Annotated in this window: 13 protein-coding genes; 2 read left to right on the top strand and 11 right to left on the bottom strand. The window is 67.2% G+C overall.

The genetic code is table 11. The features are described from left to right. From CEW88_RS16025 to CEW88_RS16010, 4 genes are read right to left on the bottom strand one after another with little or no spacing between them, the layout of a single operon-like run. Entirely contained in the window at positions 1–588 is a 588-nt protein-coding gene (locus CEW88_RS16025) for a TRAP transporter small permease (protein WP_108968811.1), read from the bottom strand. Between the two features lie 49 nt (positions 589–637). Then, positions 638–1138, bottom strand: coding sequence for a flavin reductase family protein (locus tag CEW88_RS16020; RefSeq protein WP_217626469.1), 501 nt, complete (start codon positions 1136–1138; stop codon positions 638–640). Positions 1139–1143: 5 nt separating this feature from the next. Further along, complete coding sequence (locus CEW88_RS16015) at positions 1144–2058, bottom strand: aldo/keto reductase (protein WP_108968807.1); 915 nt, start codon at positions 2056–2058, stop codon at positions 1144–1146. Beyond that, positions 2058–3212, bottom strand: coding sequence for an LLM class flavin-dependent oxidoreductase (locus CEW88_RS16010; protein ID WP_108968805.1), 1155 nt, complete (start codon positions 3210–3212; stop codon positions 2058–2060). Before CEW88_RS16010 ends, CEW88_RS16015 begins: the two co-directional genes overlap by 1 nt. A gap of 112 nt (positions 3213–3324) precedes the next feature. Here CEW88_RS16010 and CEW88_RS16005 point away from each other — a divergent pair, with 112 nt between their 5' ends. Continuing rightward, entirely contained in the window at positions 3325–4050 is a 726-nt protein-coding gene (locus CEW88_RS16005) for a GntR family transcriptional regulator (RefSeq protein ID WP_108968803.1), read from the top strand. Positions 4051–4068: 18 nt separating this feature from the next. After that, positions 4069–5211, top strand: coding sequence for a Gfo/Idh/MocA family protein (locus CEW88_RS16000; RefSeq protein ID WP_108968801.1), 1143 nt, complete (start codon positions 4069–4071; stop codon positions 5209–5211). A gap of 319 nt (positions 5212–5530) precedes the next feature. Here the strand turns inward: CEW88_RS16000 and CEW88_RS15995 are convergent, their stop codons facing one another. The 7 genes from CEW88_RS15995 to CEW88_RS15965 form a co-directional block, all read right to left on the bottom strand. Next, positions 5531–6505 carry a calcium/sodium antiporter gene (locus CEW88_RS15995; protein ID WP_108969874.1) on the bottom strand — a complete coding sequence of 325 codons (975 nt, stop codon included), beginning with the start codon at positions 6503–6505 and terminating at the stop codon, positions 5531–5533. Between the two features lie 398 nt (positions 6506–6903). Then, positions 6904–8058: an alpha-hydroxy acid oxidase gene (locus CEW88_RS15990; protein WP_108968799.1), complete on the bottom strand. Its 1155-nt coding sequence runs from the start codon at positions 8056–8058 to the stop codon at positions 6904–6906. A gap of 171 nt (positions 8059–8229) precedes the next feature. Next, positions 8230–9114: a formyltetrahydrofolate deformylase gene (gene purU, locus CEW88_RS15985; RefSeq protein WP_108968797.1), complete on the bottom strand. Its 885-nt coding sequence runs from the start codon at positions 9112–9114 to the stop codon at positions 8230–8232. A 110-nt stretch (positions 9115–9224) separates the two neighbouring features. Next, entirely contained in the window at positions 9225–10499 is a 1275-nt protein-coding gene (glyA, locus tag CEW88_RS15980; protein WP_108968796.1) for a serine hydroxymethyltransferase, read from the bottom strand. Positions 10500–10516: 17 nt separating this feature from the next. Continuing rightward, entirely contained in the window at positions 10517–11062 is a 546-nt protein-coding gene (locus tag CEW88_RS15975) for a sarcosine oxidase subunit gamma (protein ID WP_108968793.1), read from the bottom strand. 10 nt (positions 11063–11072) lie between these two features. Next, entirely contained in the window at positions 11073–14075 is a 3003-nt protein-coding gene (locus tag CEW88_RS15970) for a sarcosine oxidase subunit alpha (protein WP_108968791.1), read from the bottom strand. After that, a complete protein-coding gene (locus tag CEW88_RS15965) occupies positions 14072–14374 on the bottom strand; it encodes a sarcosine oxidase subunit delta (protein ID WP_108968789.1) in 303 nt (100 codons plus the stop codon). The genes CEW88_RS15970 and CEW88_RS15965 overlap by 4 nt, the downstream gene beginning before the upstream one ends. Between the last annotated feature and the right edge of the window lie 36 nt (positions 14375–14410).

The raw sequence follows: 14410 nt of genomic DNA, 5'->3' as shown, positions 1-14410 counted from the left end.
TCATTCGGCTCCCTGCGTGTTCGCCTGAGGCACAATGTCCAGCGCCCGCCCCGAGCAGAGCTCGGCCAGGTTGCGCAGGATCAGCTCGATGTTGACCAGTACCAGCAGCGCCATGCCCACGAGGATCGAGGCCATCATCCAGCTGCGCGGCACCCGGTGCCACTCGCTGAAATCAAAGGCCGTGGGAATGTAGAGCGAGGCCGAGGCGAAGCGCCCGCCGAGCCCGGTGACCTCCTTCCAGCCGATCTGCAGCGCGATGATCAGAACCATCAGGCTGACTGTCAGCAACACGAGGTTGAGCAGGCTCGCCGGGCGGCGCGGCAGGAGCGAAGGCAGGATGTCGATCGCCACGAACCCACCCCGGCGAAAGGCGGTCGGCGCCATGAGCCCGGTCATCCAGAGCATGCAGAAACGCGCGGCCTCGTCCGGCCAGGGCAGCGCGTTGCCCAGCACGTAGCGGCAGAACACCTGCACGAGGGTCACCGCCACCATCACCGCGATGGCCACGACACCGATGCCGCGACCGACCTTCAGAAGGTGGTCGTTGACCCAGGACAGGGGCCGGATCAGCCCGTCGAGTAGCACCATTCTCTCCTCCCCGTCATGCCGCGCCCTCCTCCAGGGCGTCGGCGTGCCGTCAGTTGATGTCGAGCCGCGCGACCCGCCCGGCGAAGAAAGCCAGCGGATCGCCCTGTTGCATGGTGGCGCGCAGGACCTCGCCGACGACGATCGCGTGATCGCCTGCCTCGTGCACGGCGTGGCGGCGGCAGTCGAAGCGTGCAAGGCAACGCTCGAGCACCGGCACGCCGTCTGCGTTCTGCTCCAGCGCCGCGCCGATGAGCGCAGCGCCGTCCTTGGCCACGGCCCACGCCAGCTCCTGCTGGTCGGCGGCGAGCACGTGGATGGCGTAATGCTCGGCCCCGGCAAACAGATCGAAGCGGCTGGAGCTGCGCGCCGGCGACCAGAGCACCAGCGGCGGCTCCATCGAGACCGACGAGAAGCTGTTGGCAGTGATCGCGGCGCAGCCCTCGGGACCGCAGGCGGTGACGATGGTCACCCCCGTGGCAAAAAGCCCGAAGGCATCGCGCAGCGCCCGCCCGTTGCCCGGGTCGGGCACGAAGCTATGGTGCTGCGCCATCTGCATCAGGCCACCTCGCGGCCAAGAGCCGCCTCATAGAGCTGGAACCACTGCACGCGGCTCAGCGCGACCTTGCGGGCGTCCGAGATTTTCGCGATGCGCTCTAGCGAGTTGGTGCCCAGCACCGGCAAGATCGTCGCCGGGTGACGCAGAAGGAAGGCCACGGCGATGGCCGCGCGGTCGACACCGAAGTCTCCGGCCATCGCGTCCATGCGGCGGGTCAGCTCACTCTCGCCGGTCATCAGGCTGCCGCCGCCAAGCGGCGACCAAGCCATCACCGGATCCTTGCGGCGCTGGTGGAACGCCAGATCGCCATCGGTGAAGGGCTCGACGCGGGCCAGCGAGATCTCGATCTGGTTGGTGGCCAGCTTGGTGTCCATCGCGCTCTGCAGCAGCTCGACATCCCACGGCCGGAAGTTCGACACGCCGGCGGCGCGGATCTTGCCCGCCTTCACCAGCCCGTCGAGCGCCGCGCCGGTTTCCTCGTGGTCCATCAGCGGATCGGGGCGGTGGATCAGCAGCAGGTCGATGTAATCGGTGCCGAGATCGCGCAGCGAGCTTTCGACCGACGCCTCGATGTGGGCCTTCGAGGTGTCGTAATGCTTGCAGGCCACATCGGCGTATTTGCCGCAGGGCGCGACGATATCGCACTTGGTGACCACTTCCACCTTCTGGCGGAGCGCGGGGTCGGCCTTGAACGCCTGCCCCAGCACCGCCTCGGCGGTGTACTCGCCGTAGATGTCGGCCTGGTCGAGCGTGGTGATCCCCTGCGCGAGGCAGGCGTCGATCTTGGCGCGCACGTGATCCGCGGATGTGTCGGTGTCATCGCCGATGCGCCACATGCCGTAGACCAGCCTCGAGAAGCTGAGCCCCTCGGCCATGTTCACGCGATCGAGGGTGAAGTCGTTGCGAGTATCCATCAGCGGCGATCTCCTGCGCCGAGCGGCGTCTTCGGAAGGGTTTGCGGGACCCGGCCCCAGGCCTGGTTGAGCTGGCAGGTCTTGAGCTGCGGCAGCACGCGCGAGCCGAAGTGCTCGGCTTCCTCGACGTGCGGGTAGCCCGACAGGACAAAGGCGCGGATGCCCATCTTCTGCAGTTCCTCGAGCTTGCTCAGCACCTGGTCGGTCGAGCCGACGATGGCCGCGCCGCAGCCCGAGCGCGCCCGGCCAATGCCGGTCCAGAGGTTGGGCTCGATATAGCCCTCGAGGTCGGCCAGCTCGCGGTTCCGCGCCTGGTGGCTGACGCCGAGGCTGCCCGCGTCGAGCGCGCGTTCGCGGATCGCCTGCCCCAGTTCGTCGTCGAGCTTGCTGGCGATATAGCGGGCGTACTCCTTGGCCTCGGCCTCGGTGTCGCGGACGATGACATGGCTGCGGAAGCCATAGTCGAGCGTGCGGCCATATTTCTCGGCGGCAGCATTGGCAGCCTTCATGCGGTCCGCGATGTCCTCGGTCTTTTCCGGCCACATCAGGTACACGTCGCAATGCTGACCGCAAAGATCGAGCGCGGCGGGCGAATAGCCGCCGAAATACAGCATCGGCCCGCCCTGCTGGTAGGGCTTGGCGGGATCAGTGGTGAGGCCGGTGAAGTTGTAGACCTCGCCCTCGTAGTTGATCTCGTCGCGGTTCCACGCCTGCTTGAGGATCTCCACCACCTCGCGCGAGCGCTGGTAGCGGTACTGGCTGTCGGCCTTCTCGCCGGGGAAGTCGGACGAGATGATGTTCACCGTCAGCCGCCCCTGCAGCATGTGATCGAGCGTCGCGATGGTGCGCGCCAGCATGATCGGCTGCATCTCGCCGCAGCGCACGGCGGCCAGAAGGTTGATCGCGCTGGTGATCGGCGCGCAGCCCGCCACGAAGCTGAGCGTGTCCTGCCCCACTTGATAGGACGAAGGACACAGGATGTTGCCGAAGCCCTGCGCCTCGGCGGTCTTCACGATTTCCGAGCAATGGTCCCACGACGAGCGCAGGTCGCCGTCGGGCACGCCGAGGAACTGGTAGTCATCCGAGCAGAGCGCCGAGAACCAGGCCACCTCGACCGCGTCGAGATCGGCGGATGTAACGGGTACGACCGTCATGTTTTCCTCCCTGAAAACCTCCGAACTTTCCCTTTCACTACCCGCGTCCTTGATGTAGATCAATGGTGTATCAATTTTTTCGTTCGCAGCATCCGCAGGGGGAGGCGGAAACATGCAGGAAAAAAACAGGAATTCCCTTCACCGGCCCGATGCGCTGCCGATCTACATGCAGATCAGCGAGCTGGTGATCCGCGACATCGCCGCTGGCCGGCTGGTCGACGGCCAGAAGCTGCCGCCCGAGCGCGACTTCGCGAAGGCGCATGGGACAACCGTACGGACCTTGCGCAAAGCCCTGTCAGAGCTAGAGAAAAAGGGGCTTCTGGAGCGCCGGCAGGGCTCCGGCAATTACGTGCGGGCCAGTGGCGAGGTTGAGTCGGTCTACTCGATGTTCCGGCTCGAACACGCACGTGGCGGCGGCGGCTTGCCGACTGCCGATATTCTTTCGGCCGACTATCTGCCCAAGGATGCGCAGCAGCCTGCCTATGGCACGTCCGACCACGGCACCCGCTTCCGCCGCCTACGCTATCTCGACGACGTCATCATCGCGGTCGAGGAGATCTGGCTCGACGGCGGCGCGGGCCGGGTCCCGCGCGAGATGGTGCAGGATTCGCTCTACCTGACCTACAAGCGCGCCCTGCAGCTCTGGATCACCCGCGCCGAGGACCGCGTGGGGATCGGGCAAGTCCCGGACTGGGCCCCTGCGGCCTTTCCGCTAGAACCCGGCACCACCACCGCCTTCATCGAGCGCCTGTCCTGGGCGCAGGGCAGCGAGGCGGTCGAGTTCTCGCGCACCTGGTACGACACGCAAAAGGCGCTTTACGTCCAGCGCCTCATCTGAAGGGAGGAGGATTTCCCTATGACGACCCAGACCCTCGCGCGCAGCGAGACCCGGACCATCACCTACGGCATCATCGGCTGCGGCATGATGGGACAGGAGCATCTGCGCAACATCGCGCTGCTGGAAAACACCGCCGTCGGCGCAATTTTCGAGCCCAACGCCGAGATGCGCGCCCATGCCAGGCAGTTCGCACCAAACGCGCGTTTCGTGGACAGCATCGAGGCGCTGCTGGAGGTGACAGAGATCGACTGCCTGCTCATCGCCAGCCCCAATTTCCGCCATGTGGAGCAGCTGCAAGCCATTGCCGGCAAGCGCCCCCTGCCCGTCCTGGTGGAAAAGCCGCTCTTCACCGACCCGGACCATGCCGCTGCCATCGACGCTTTTGCCGAAAGCTACCCCGCGCCGGTCTGGGTGGCGATGGAATACCGCTATATGCCGCCCGTCGCGAAACTGCTGGAAGAGGCCGAGGCGGCCACCGGCGGGGTCAAGATGCTGACCATCCGCGAGCATCGCTTCCCCTTCCTCGAGAAGGTCGGCGACTGGAACCGCTTCAACCGCTACACCGGCGGCACCTTTGTCGAGAAGTGCTGCCATTTCTTCGACCTCATGCGGCTTACGTTGAAGTCCGATCCGGTGCGCGTGATGGCGATGGGCGGTCAGGCGGTGAACCACCTGGAGGAGGCCTACGCCGGCGAGACGCCGGACATCTTTGACCATGGCTACGTGATGGTCGAATTCGACAGCGGCGTGCGCGCCCTGCTTGAGCTGTGCATGTTCGCCGAGGGATCTCGCTACCAAGAAGAGATCTCGGCAGTCGGCCCCAAGGGCAAGATCGAGGCGCTGGTGCCGGGGCCGGGCCGCTTCTGGCCGGCGCATCTGGGCGCGCCGCCGGTGCCGCAGGTCATCGTCTCGCCGCGCGAGCCGAAGGGTCCCGAGGTGCGCGAGATCCCCGTCGACCCGACGATCCTCGAGGCCGGGGACCACAACGGCTCGACCTTCTACCAGCATCGCGGGTTCCTCGAGCTGGTGCGCGGCGAGCGCAACGCGCCCGAGGTCTCGCTTCAGGATGGCAAGTGGGCGGTCCTCATGGGCCTCGCCGCGCAGCGCTCGATGATAGAGGGACGCGCGGTGGATCTGAGCGAAGTGAACCCCGGCGCCTGACGCGCCACGCGGGAGGGCACCGGCGTGCTCTCCCGTCGCCAAGAAACGAGCGACGTCCTGCTTTCTGCCCGTCGCGCTCCGGGTCCCGTGATCTTGCTGGGGGCAGCACCGGCATCGAGCTCCTGGGCGACGGCGCCTTCGACACGCGCTGGTGCCATGCGGAGACATGGCCGCTCTGGAAGAAGCGACTGTCTCGCTGCACGGGCGCGCAACGACATCCTGCCGGCGACCCGACGCTGGGGCCGAGCGGCGAACATCAGGGCCGACGGGCTGACGGGTCGGGCAGCACGGGCTCCCTGGCCACCGCAAGCCTAGGGGCTCAGGGCCAGAGCAGGTAGAGATAGGCGCCGTACCCGGCGAGAAGCACCAGACCTTCCCACCTGTCGATACGGCGCCCCGTTGCGGCAAGAAGCACGAGCAAGGCACTCACGCCCACCATCAGCGGCGCATCGAAGCTGACGATTTCAGCGGGTACGGCGCTCGGGGCGATCACCGCCGTGGTGCCCCCGATGCCGAGGATGTTGTAGATGTTGGAGCCGACGATATTGCCGAAGGCCACGTCCCCCTGCCGCTTCAGCGCCGCGATGACCGAGGTCACAAGCTCCGGCATCGAGGTCCCGACGGCGACAATGGTCAGCCCGATCACCGTCTCCCCGATGCCGAAGGCACGCGCCAGCGCAACCGCTCCCTCAACCAGCAGCGCGCCGCCAAGCACGACGAGGCCGAGCCCGGCAAGGGCGAGCAGCAGGGGCAGGATCAGCCCTCGGCGACGCGAGGAACGGCGAAGGCCCGGGTCGGCCTGCAGCAATGCCGCGCTCTTGTCGTGGATCGCGCCGTGTTCGCCCGTCGTGCGCTCTTGCCGGATGACCAGCACGATATAGCCCACCAGCCCCGCGACAAAGATCGCGCCGAGAAGGCGCCCCATCGGCATCGCGAAGGCCAGTGCCGCGAAAATCGCCGCCACGCCGAGCATCAGCGCCGCGTCACGGCGGAGCGCCGCCTCTGCGACGATGACCGGGCAGATTAGTGCCGAGATGCCGCCGATAAGCAGAATATTGGCGATGTTGGACCCGACGATATTTCCATAGGCGATGCCGGGCGAGCCGCTGAGCCCGGCCTGCACGGACGTCACAAGCTCCGGCATCGAGGTCCCGAAGCCGACAAGCGTGAGGCCGATGACAAGCGGCGAGACCCCCAGCCGCTCTGCGGCCTGCACCGCCCCCCGTACCAGCAAGTCGCCGCCAGCGACCAGCAGCAGAAACCCCGCGAGGAGCGACCCCCAAGTCTCGATCATGTTGAGCTCCGACGCCGACCATCCGGCGCATTGCGGATGCAAGTGGCGACGCCTGTGACAGGCTTCAAGGTCAGGAAGCGTGCTGGTTACACAATTCTCGCTGCCCCCAAACTCTTACTGCCGAGCCCGACATGCCCCTGTGCGCCTCCGGACGCCCCCTCCGTAGAGAGCGGCGGCGTGTCCGGTTCAAAAATACGCCAACCTGGTGCACGGCGGAGACGCTCGGCATGCGCCATCGTCGGTCGGGCCGACGGCAAGATGCGGCGCATTGGACTTGTCGCGCGCAGGGTCTCGCCGCGCGCCGTGATCATTGCGCCGCTACATGGGGGACTGGCGGATTACTCCGAATAGAACGCCATCCACCGCACCCCCCGAGCCGGCCACGCGTGGCCGGGTCGTCAGTGAGCTTGTCCCGCTGGCGCGAGCACCGCGCCGGAAAGCTCGCTTGGCGACATGAGCCCCAGCAGCCCTATGTCGCGGTGCAACTCCCGCTTCAGGATGCCGATGGCCTTGGTCACGCCGGCCTCGCCTGCGATGACCGCGCCATAGAGCATTGGCCGCCCGACCCAGACGAAATCCGCACCCAGAGCCAGCGCCTTGACCACGTCGGTGCCGCGCCGGATGCCGCCGTCGACCATGAGAGCCATGCTGCCCGCCTCCTCGCGGGCCACCGATAGCGCACGCACGCCGCTGATCGCGTAGTCCAGCTGCCGCCCGCCGTGATTGGACAGGATGACCCCGTCGCAGCCGAGCTTGCGCGCCTCGGTCACATCGAGCGGCGAGAGCAGTCCCTTGATCAGCAGCCGCCCCTTCCACAGATCGCGGATCCGCGCGACGTGCTCCCAGTTCAGATGATCCTTGCGTCCGAAGTCACGTGCAGCCCGCTGCGATACGATCGGCGCGCCCCGTTCGGCAAAGGAATTCTCGAAATGCGGCATTCCGCGCGCCATCAGGCCGCGCAGGAAGGTGCCGAAAACCCAGCGTGGGTGCAGACCAAAGTCCCAGAGCAGCCTTGGGGTGACCCTCAAAGGCGTCGAGAAGCCGGAGCGAATGTTGTTCTCGCGGTTGGCCAGCACCGCGGTGTCCGCGGTGAGCACCAGCGTCTCGTGACCCGCCTTGCGGACCCGCTCGATCAGGGCACGGATACGGTCGTCTTCGCCGGGCAGATAGGCCTGGAACCAGCCTTGCGGATTGGCCTCACGCACCCGCTCGAGCGGGGTCAGAGACGAGCCACTGAGAATGTAGGGAATACCTTCGGCCGCCGCGGCCCGGGCCATCGCCACATCTCCGTCCAGCGCCATGAGCGCAGCGATTCCCATCGGAGCGATCCCGAAAGGCGCCTGCCACTCGCGGCCGAACAGAGGATGCATCAGGCTGCGGCCTTCGACGCCGCGCAGCACGCGGGGCACCAGCCGGTACTCCGAAAACACCGCGCGATTGTCGGCCCGCGCGGCGGTGGTCTCGGTGCCACCGGAAATATAGCCGAACAGCGGCCGCGGCAGGCGCCGCCGCGCCGGGGCTTCGAAATCATTGAGGCTCAGCAGCTTGGTCATCGGGTCCCTCCGTCGCCGCAGAACCTAGGCGGGTTCGAAGAGCAGGAAAACTGCAAAACCAACGTGAGGGGCCAGACTTTTCGACCTTCTGCAGGACGCCCGGCATGCGGACACATGAACTGTGGACTCCCGCCGCCGCCCCTCACGTCGCGCGGGGGCTGAGGCGGAACCTCAGCCCATCCGTTCCGATGCATGCTCCCCGGGGCTTGCCGGGAAGACGACGGTCTTGTCGCCATTGAGGAAGACCCGGCGGTGAATATGCGCGTGAATGGCGCGTGCGAGCACCTGGCTCTCGACGTCGCGGCCCAGGCTGACGTAGTCGTCGGCGCTCTGGGCATGCGTCACGCGGATCGTGTCCTGCTCGATGATCGGCCCCTCGTCGAGATCGGCGGTCACATAGTGCGAGGTGGCCCCGATCAGCTTCACACCGCGCTCGAAGGCCTGCTTGTAAGGGTTCGCGCCCTTGAAGCTGGGCAGGAAAGAATGGTGGATGTTGATGATACGGCCCGACATCTTGCGGCACATCTCGTCCGACAGGATTTGCATGTAGCGGGCGAGGACGATCAGATCCGCGCCCGTATCCTCGACCACGCGCAGGATCGCGGCTTCGGCCTCGGGCTTGTTCTGCTTGGTCACCTTGATGCAGTGGAACGGCAGGTCATGGTTCACAACGACCTTCTGATAGTCCATGTGGTTGGAGATGACCGCCACGATGTCCACCGGCAACGCGCCGATCTGCCAACGGTAGAGCAGATCGTTCAGGCAGTGTCCGAAGCGGCTGACCATGATCACCACCTTCATCTTCTCCGATGGGTCGTGGAAGGCGAAGTCGGCCCCCAGCCGTGCGGCGATCTCGGCAAAGCCATCGCTCAGCGCCTCCTGCGTCACCCCCTGCTCCGACACGAAGCTGAGGCGCATGAAGAAACGGTCATTCTCGATGTCCGAGAACTGCGAGCTGTCATGGATGTTGCAGCCCCGCTCGGCGAGATAGGTGGAGATCGCGGCCACGACGCCAGAGCGGACGGGGCAGGCAACGGTGAGGATGATCTTGGACATGTCTGTTGGACTCTGTTTGAGCATCGGCCCCGATACGGGCCCGGGCGCTTGAGGTTGCGTTCATTGGTCCCGCCCGAACGTGCGGGCGGGACAGGAGCCTTTGCCTGCGATCAGGCCGTGGTCGCGTAGATCGGGAAGTCGTCGCAGAGCGCCTGCACTTCCGCCCGCACCATGGCCTCGACCTCGGCGTTCCCCTCGGGGTCCTGCGCCAAGGCGTCGATGACCCGCAGGATCAGCCCGCCGATCAGCTCGAACTCGGCCTCGCGGAAGCCGCGCGTGGTGCCCGCCGAGGTGCCGAGTCGGATGCCCGAGGTCACGAAGGGCTTCTGCGGATCATTGGGGATCGCGTTCTTGTTGCAGGTCAGCCCTGCCCGTTCGAGCGCGATCTCGGCGACCTTGCCGGTCACCCCTTTGGGCTGAAGGTCGACCAGCACCATATGGCTGTCGGTGCCGCCCGAGACGATGCCCAGCCCGCCGACTATCAGAACGTCGGCCAGCGCCTTGGCGTTCTCGATGACCTGCCCGGCATAGTCGGCAAACTCCGGCTGCAGCGCCTCGCCGAAGGCCACCGCCTTGGCGGCGATCACATGCATCAGCGGGCCGCCCTGATTGCCGGGGAAGACGGCGGAGTTGAGCTTCTTCGCCAGCGCCTCGTCGTTGGTGAGGATGACACCGCCGCGCGGGCCGCGCAGGGTCTTGTGGGTGGTCGAGGTCACGACATGGGCATGGGGCACCGGGTTCGGATACTTGCCGCCGGCGATCAGCCCGGCGTAATGCGCCATGTCGACCATCAGGTAGGCGCCGACCTCGTCGGCGATCTTGCGGAAGCCCTCGAAGTCGATCCGGCGGGGATAGGCCGAGGCGCCCGCCACGATCAGCTTGGGCCTGGTCAACAGCGCCTTTTCGCGCACCTTCTCCATGTCGATCAGGTGGCTGTCTGCATCGACCTCGTAAGAGACCACGTCGAACCACTTGCCCGACATGGTGACCGGCGAGCCGTGCGTCAGGTGGCCGCCATGGGCCAGCGACAGCCCCATGATCCGTTCGCCCGGCTCGAGCAGCGCGAGGAACACCGCCTGGTTGGCCTGCGCGCCGGAATGCGGCTGGACGTTGACGTAGTCCGCGCCGAAGAGCTGCTTGAGACGGTCGATGGCAATCTGCTCGACCGTATCCACGTGCTCGCAGCCGCCGTAGTAGCGCTTGCCGGGATAGCCTTCGGCGTACTTGTTGGTCAGCACCGAGCCTTGCGCCGCCAGGACGTTCGCAGAGACGATGTTCTCCGAAGCGATGAGCTCGATCTGGCTTTGCTGACGGGTCAGTTCCGCGGCGACGGCGGTGGCGATAGCGGCATCCGAAATGCCGCCCTTGGGCAGTCTGTTGAACATGGGATTACCCCTTCAGGTCAGAGAGTTTCAGCGGCAAGTTCGCGTGCTCCGACCTGCAGGAGGTGGAGCAGGTGCGGAGCGAAGCTGTTCCACACGTCGATGCGGAAGCGGGTTTCGGCGTCGCGCCAGAGGATCACGGTGGCGCCGTCGAAGAGCGTGCGGCGGGCGGAGCCGACCGGGATCGCGTCGATGTCGCGGGCGCAGCCGATGGTCATCAGCTCGGCGGCGCGCGGGCCTTCGATGACGAAGCTCACCTCGCGGGCGGTGATCTCCACCAGGCTGTGCGGCAGACGCGCATAGACCCCGGCGCAGGCGTCCACGACCGGCGCGGGATCGGCGGCCAGCACCAGCCATTCGTCGGGACCGAGGCAGGCGAGCTCGACCGCGCCCTTCACGGTCTGCCCGATCGTGCGCGGCAGCGCCACGCCGAGCGCCTGTTCGAGCGGTGCAAGGTCGCCGCGGGCGCGCAGCGAGAAGCGCGGCTTGGGCAGGATCGAGCTGACCTTGGCGGCCGGTGTCTCGACCTGCGTGGCGGGCGGGAAGGCGGAAAGCGGAGCGTTCATCAAGGCCTCCTCAGATCTTCAGGCGGGCGTTTTCGGGATCGACGAAGACCGTCGAGGTGATCTTGGCGGCGATGGTGCGCTCCGGCATCGGGATATGGACGGTCTCGCCCATCCGCCCGTGACCGCCCTGCACCAGCGCCAGCGCGATGGGACGGCCCGCCGCATCGGAGTGGTAGGACGAGGTCACATGGCCGACCATGGTCATCGGGATCGCCTGCTTGGGGTCGAAGACGATCTGCGCCCCCTCCTCGAGCTTGCTGCCATCCTCGGTCAGCAGGCCGACCAGCTGCTTGCGGCCCTCGGCCACCAGGTCGGGCCGCGCCAGCCCGCGCTTGCCGACGAAGTCGGGCTTGGCCTTGCCCACCGCCCAGCCCATGCCCGCGTCGTAAGGCGTGACCGTGCCGTCGGTGTCCTGGCCGACGATGATATAGCCCTTTTCGGCGCGCAGAACGTGCATGGTTTCCGTGCCATAGGCGCAGATGTTAAAGCGCTGCCCGGCCTCCCAGAGCAGCTCCCAGAGCTTGCGGCCCATGGGCGCGGGCACGTTGACCTCGAAGCCGATCTCGCCGGTGAAGCTGACCCGGAAGAGCCGCGCCGGCATGCCCGCCACGGTGCACTCCACGCAGGACATGTGCGGGAAGGCTGCCTCGGTCAGCTCGACGCCCTCGACCAGCGGGGCGAGCAGCTTTGCGGCCTCGGGGCCATTGAGCGCGATGGTCGACCAAGCTTCCGTGGTCGAGGTCAGCCAGACGTCGAGGTCGGGCCATTCGGTCTGCAGGTAGTCCTCCATCATGTTCAGCACCCGCGCCGCGCCGCCCGTGGTGGTGGTGACGTGGAACTTGTCCTGCGCCATGCGGCCGATGACGCCGTCGTCGCGGATGAAGCCGTCGTCGCCGCAGAGCAGCCCGTAGCGGCAGCGGCCCGGGGCGAGCTTGCTCCAGGGGTTGGTGTACATGCGGTTCATGAACTCGACCGCATCGGGGCCGACCACCTCGATCTTGCCCAGCGTCGAGGCGTCGAAGATGCCGACGCCGGCGCGGGTCGCCTTGCACTCGCGGCGCACCGCGGCCTCCATGTCCTCGCCCGGCCTGGGGAAGTACCAGGCCCGGCGCCACTGGCCGACCGGCTCGAAGACCGCGCCCTGCTCCTCGGCCCAGAGGTCGATCTGGGTCTTGCGCGTCACCTCGAAGTGGCCGCCGCGGTGATAGCCCGCGAAGGCGCCGAAGCTGGTCGGCGTATAGGGCGGCCGGAAGGTGGTCAGACCGACCTGCGGCTGTTTCTTTCCAAGCGCATCCGAGGCGATGTTGAGGCCGTTGATGTTGGACATCTTGCCCTGGTCGGTGGCCATGCCGTTGGTGGTGTAGCGCTTGACGTGCTCGATCGAGCGCATGCCCTCGCGCACCGCCAGCCGCAGGTCCTTGGCGGTCACGTCGTTCTGGTAGTCGACGAAGGCCTTGGCCTTGCCGGGGCTGAGGTCGGTCGGCAGCTCCTTGTGCGACACGCCGGTGCCGGCGCGGTCCTGCGCCACGGTGTAGCTGGCCGCGTCGGCGGATGTGCCGAGCGCCAGCGCCACCTCCCGGCCCTTCTCGGCGCCGTCGTTCAGCGCCGCCGCGATGCCCCAGATCCCGCGGCTGGCGCCGGCGATGACGCAGTCCTCGGGGGTGCGCTCGGGCAGGAAGGTGGTGCGGTCCTCGTCCCAGGCCAGCGTGCCCTTGGTGTGCGAGAAAAGATGCAGCGAGGGCGTCCAGCCGCCCGACATCAGCACCGCGTCGCAGGCGATCTCCTCGCCGCTGCCCACCTTGCCGCCCGAGACCGGGTTGAGCCGGATCGAGGCGACCCGCAGGCGGCCCTTGGTGGCTGTGGCGGTGCGGCCGAGCTTGACGGGGATCCCGCGCTGGCGCGCGCCGGTCAGCAGCGCCTCGTCAACGGTTTCGCGCGTGTCGGCGATGGCCTGCACCCTAGCGCCGGCGTCGGCCAGATCGAAGGCGGCGTACCAGGCGCTGTCATGCGAGGTCAGCACCACGGGGCGCTGCCCGACCAGCACGCCGTAGCGGTTGAGGTAGCTCTGCGCCGCGCCCGCCAGCATCACGCCCGGACGGTCGTTGCCGTGGAACACCAGCGGCTTTTCCAGCGCGCCCTGCGCCAGCACCACCTGTTTCGCGCGCACCCGCCACAGCCGCTCGCGCGGGGTGTCGGCGGGCAGATTGGGCAGGTGGTCGGTCAGCCGCTCGCAAAGACCGATGAGGTTCTGGTGGTAATAGCCGATGGCGGTGGTGCGGGTCATGACCCGGACGCCCGCGTCCCGAAGCGCGGCCAGTTCCGAGGCGACCCAGTCCCAGGCGCCAGCGCCGTCGATCTGTGCCTGCGGCTCCGACAGCAGCGTGCCGCCCACTTCCGGGTTCTCGTCGACCAGCACGACCTTCAGGCCCGCCTCTGCCGCCACCCGCGCCGCGGCAAGGCCCGAGGGCCCGGCGCCGACGATCAGCACATCGCAATGCAGGTTGCGCGAGGCGTAGCTGTCGGGGTCTTCCTCGGTGGGGCTGACGCCAAGGCCCGCGGCGGCGCGGATGAAGGGCTCGTAGACCTTGTCCCAGAAGCTGCGCGGCCACATGAAGGTCTTGTAGTAAAACCCTGCCGAGAAGAGCATATAGGCGGCATCGTTCACCGCGCCGACGTCGAACTTCAGGCTCGGGTACTTGTTCTGCGAGCTGGTTTCGAGCCCGCCCCAGATCTCCTGCACCGTGGCGCGGGTGTTGGGCTCAAAGCGGCCCGGGCCGCGGCGGGTGCCGATGAGCGCGTTGGGCTCTTCCGAGCCCGCCGCCACCGGCCCGCGCGGGCGGTGGTACTTGAACGAGCGGCCCATCAGGTGCACGCCATTGGCCAGCAGCGCCGAGGCGACGGTGTCGCCCTCGTAGCCCTGGTAGGTCTTGCCGTCGAAGGTGAAGTTCACCGGGCGGCTCGGGTTGACCCGGCCCTTGCCTTCAACACGGCCGGAAACGCGATGGCTGCTCATTTCAGGCCCTCCTTCAGCGCGGCGAGATCGGGACGGGGCGCGCCCGCCTTGTAGGTGGTGAGGAACTTGTCGGTGATGGTGTTGCGCACGGCGTTGAAAAACCGCCCGCAGCCATGCAGGTGGCGCCAGCGCTCGAAATGGTCGCCCTTGACGTTGGCGCGCATGAAGAGGAACTGCTGCCAGTCCTCGTCGCTCATCTCCGAGGGGGTTTCGGGGCGGGCAATATGCGCCTCGCCGGCATAGGTGAACTCGACCTCGGGCAGCGTCTCGTCACAATAGGGGCAATGAATCAGGAGCATGGGCGTCGTCCTTAATGTGCAGACATCATCGCGCGC

It is taken from the genome of Alloyangia pacifica, from assembly GCF_003111685.1.
Taxonomy (GTDB): domain Bacteria; phylum Pseudomonadota; class Alphaproteobacteria; order Rhodobacterales; family Rhodobacteraceae; genus Salipiger; species Salipiger pacificus_A.
This window is presented reverse-complemented; position numbering and strand designations above follow the sequence as displayed.

Coding starts and splice junctions, on each gene's coding strand:
- CEW88_RS16000 (WP_108968801.1), top strand. CDS start 4,069: ATGACGACCCAGACCCTCGCGCGCAGCGAGACCCGGACCATCACCTAC.
- CEW88_RS15990 (WP_108968799.1), bottom strand. CDS start 8,058: ATGACCAAGCTGCTGAGCCTCAATGATTTCGAAGCCCCGGCGCGGCGG.
- CEW88_RS15975 (WP_108968793.1), bottom strand. CDS start 11,062: ATGAACGCTCCGCTTTCCGCCTTCCCGCCCGCCACGCAGGTCGAGACA.
- CEW88_RS15970 (WP_108968791.1), bottom strand. CDS start 14,075: ATGAGCAGCCATCGCGTTTCCGGCCGTGTTGAAGGCAAGGGCCGGGTC.
- purU (WP_108968797.1), bottom strand. CDS start 9,114: ATGTCCAAGATCATCCTCACCGTTGCCTGCCCCGTCCGCTCTGGCGTC.
- CEW88_RS16020 (WP_217626469.1), bottom strand. CDS start 1,138: ATGGCGCAGCACCATAGCTTCGTGCCCGACCCGGGCAACGGGCGGGCG.
- CEW88_RS16015 (WP_108968807.1), bottom strand. CDS start 2,058: ATGGATACTCGCAACGACTTCACCCTCGATCGCGTGAACATGGCCGAG.
- CEW88_RS15965 (WP_108968789.1), bottom strand. CDS start 14,374: ATGCTCCTGATTCATTGCCCCTATTGTGACGAGACGCTGCCCGAGGTC.
- CEW88_RS16010 (WP_108968805.1), bottom strand. CDS start 3,212: ATGACGGTCGTACCCGTTACATCCGCCGATCTCGACGCGGTCGAGGTG.
- CEW88_RS16005 (WP_108968803.1), top strand. CDS start 3,325: ATGCAGGAAAAAAACAGGAATTCCCTTCACCGGCCCGATGCGCTGCCG.
- CEW88_RS15995 (WP_108969874.1), bottom strand. CDS start 6,505: ATGATCGAGACTTGGGGGTCGCTCCTCGCGGGGTTTCTGCTGCTGGTC.
- CEW88_RS16025 (WP_108968811.1), bottom strand. CDS start 588: ATGGTGCTACTCGACGGGCTGATCCGGCCCCTGTCCTGGGTCAACGAC.
- glyA (WP_108968796.1), bottom strand. CDS start 10,499: ATGTTCAACAGACTGCCCAAGGGCGGCATTTCGGATGCCGCTATCGCC.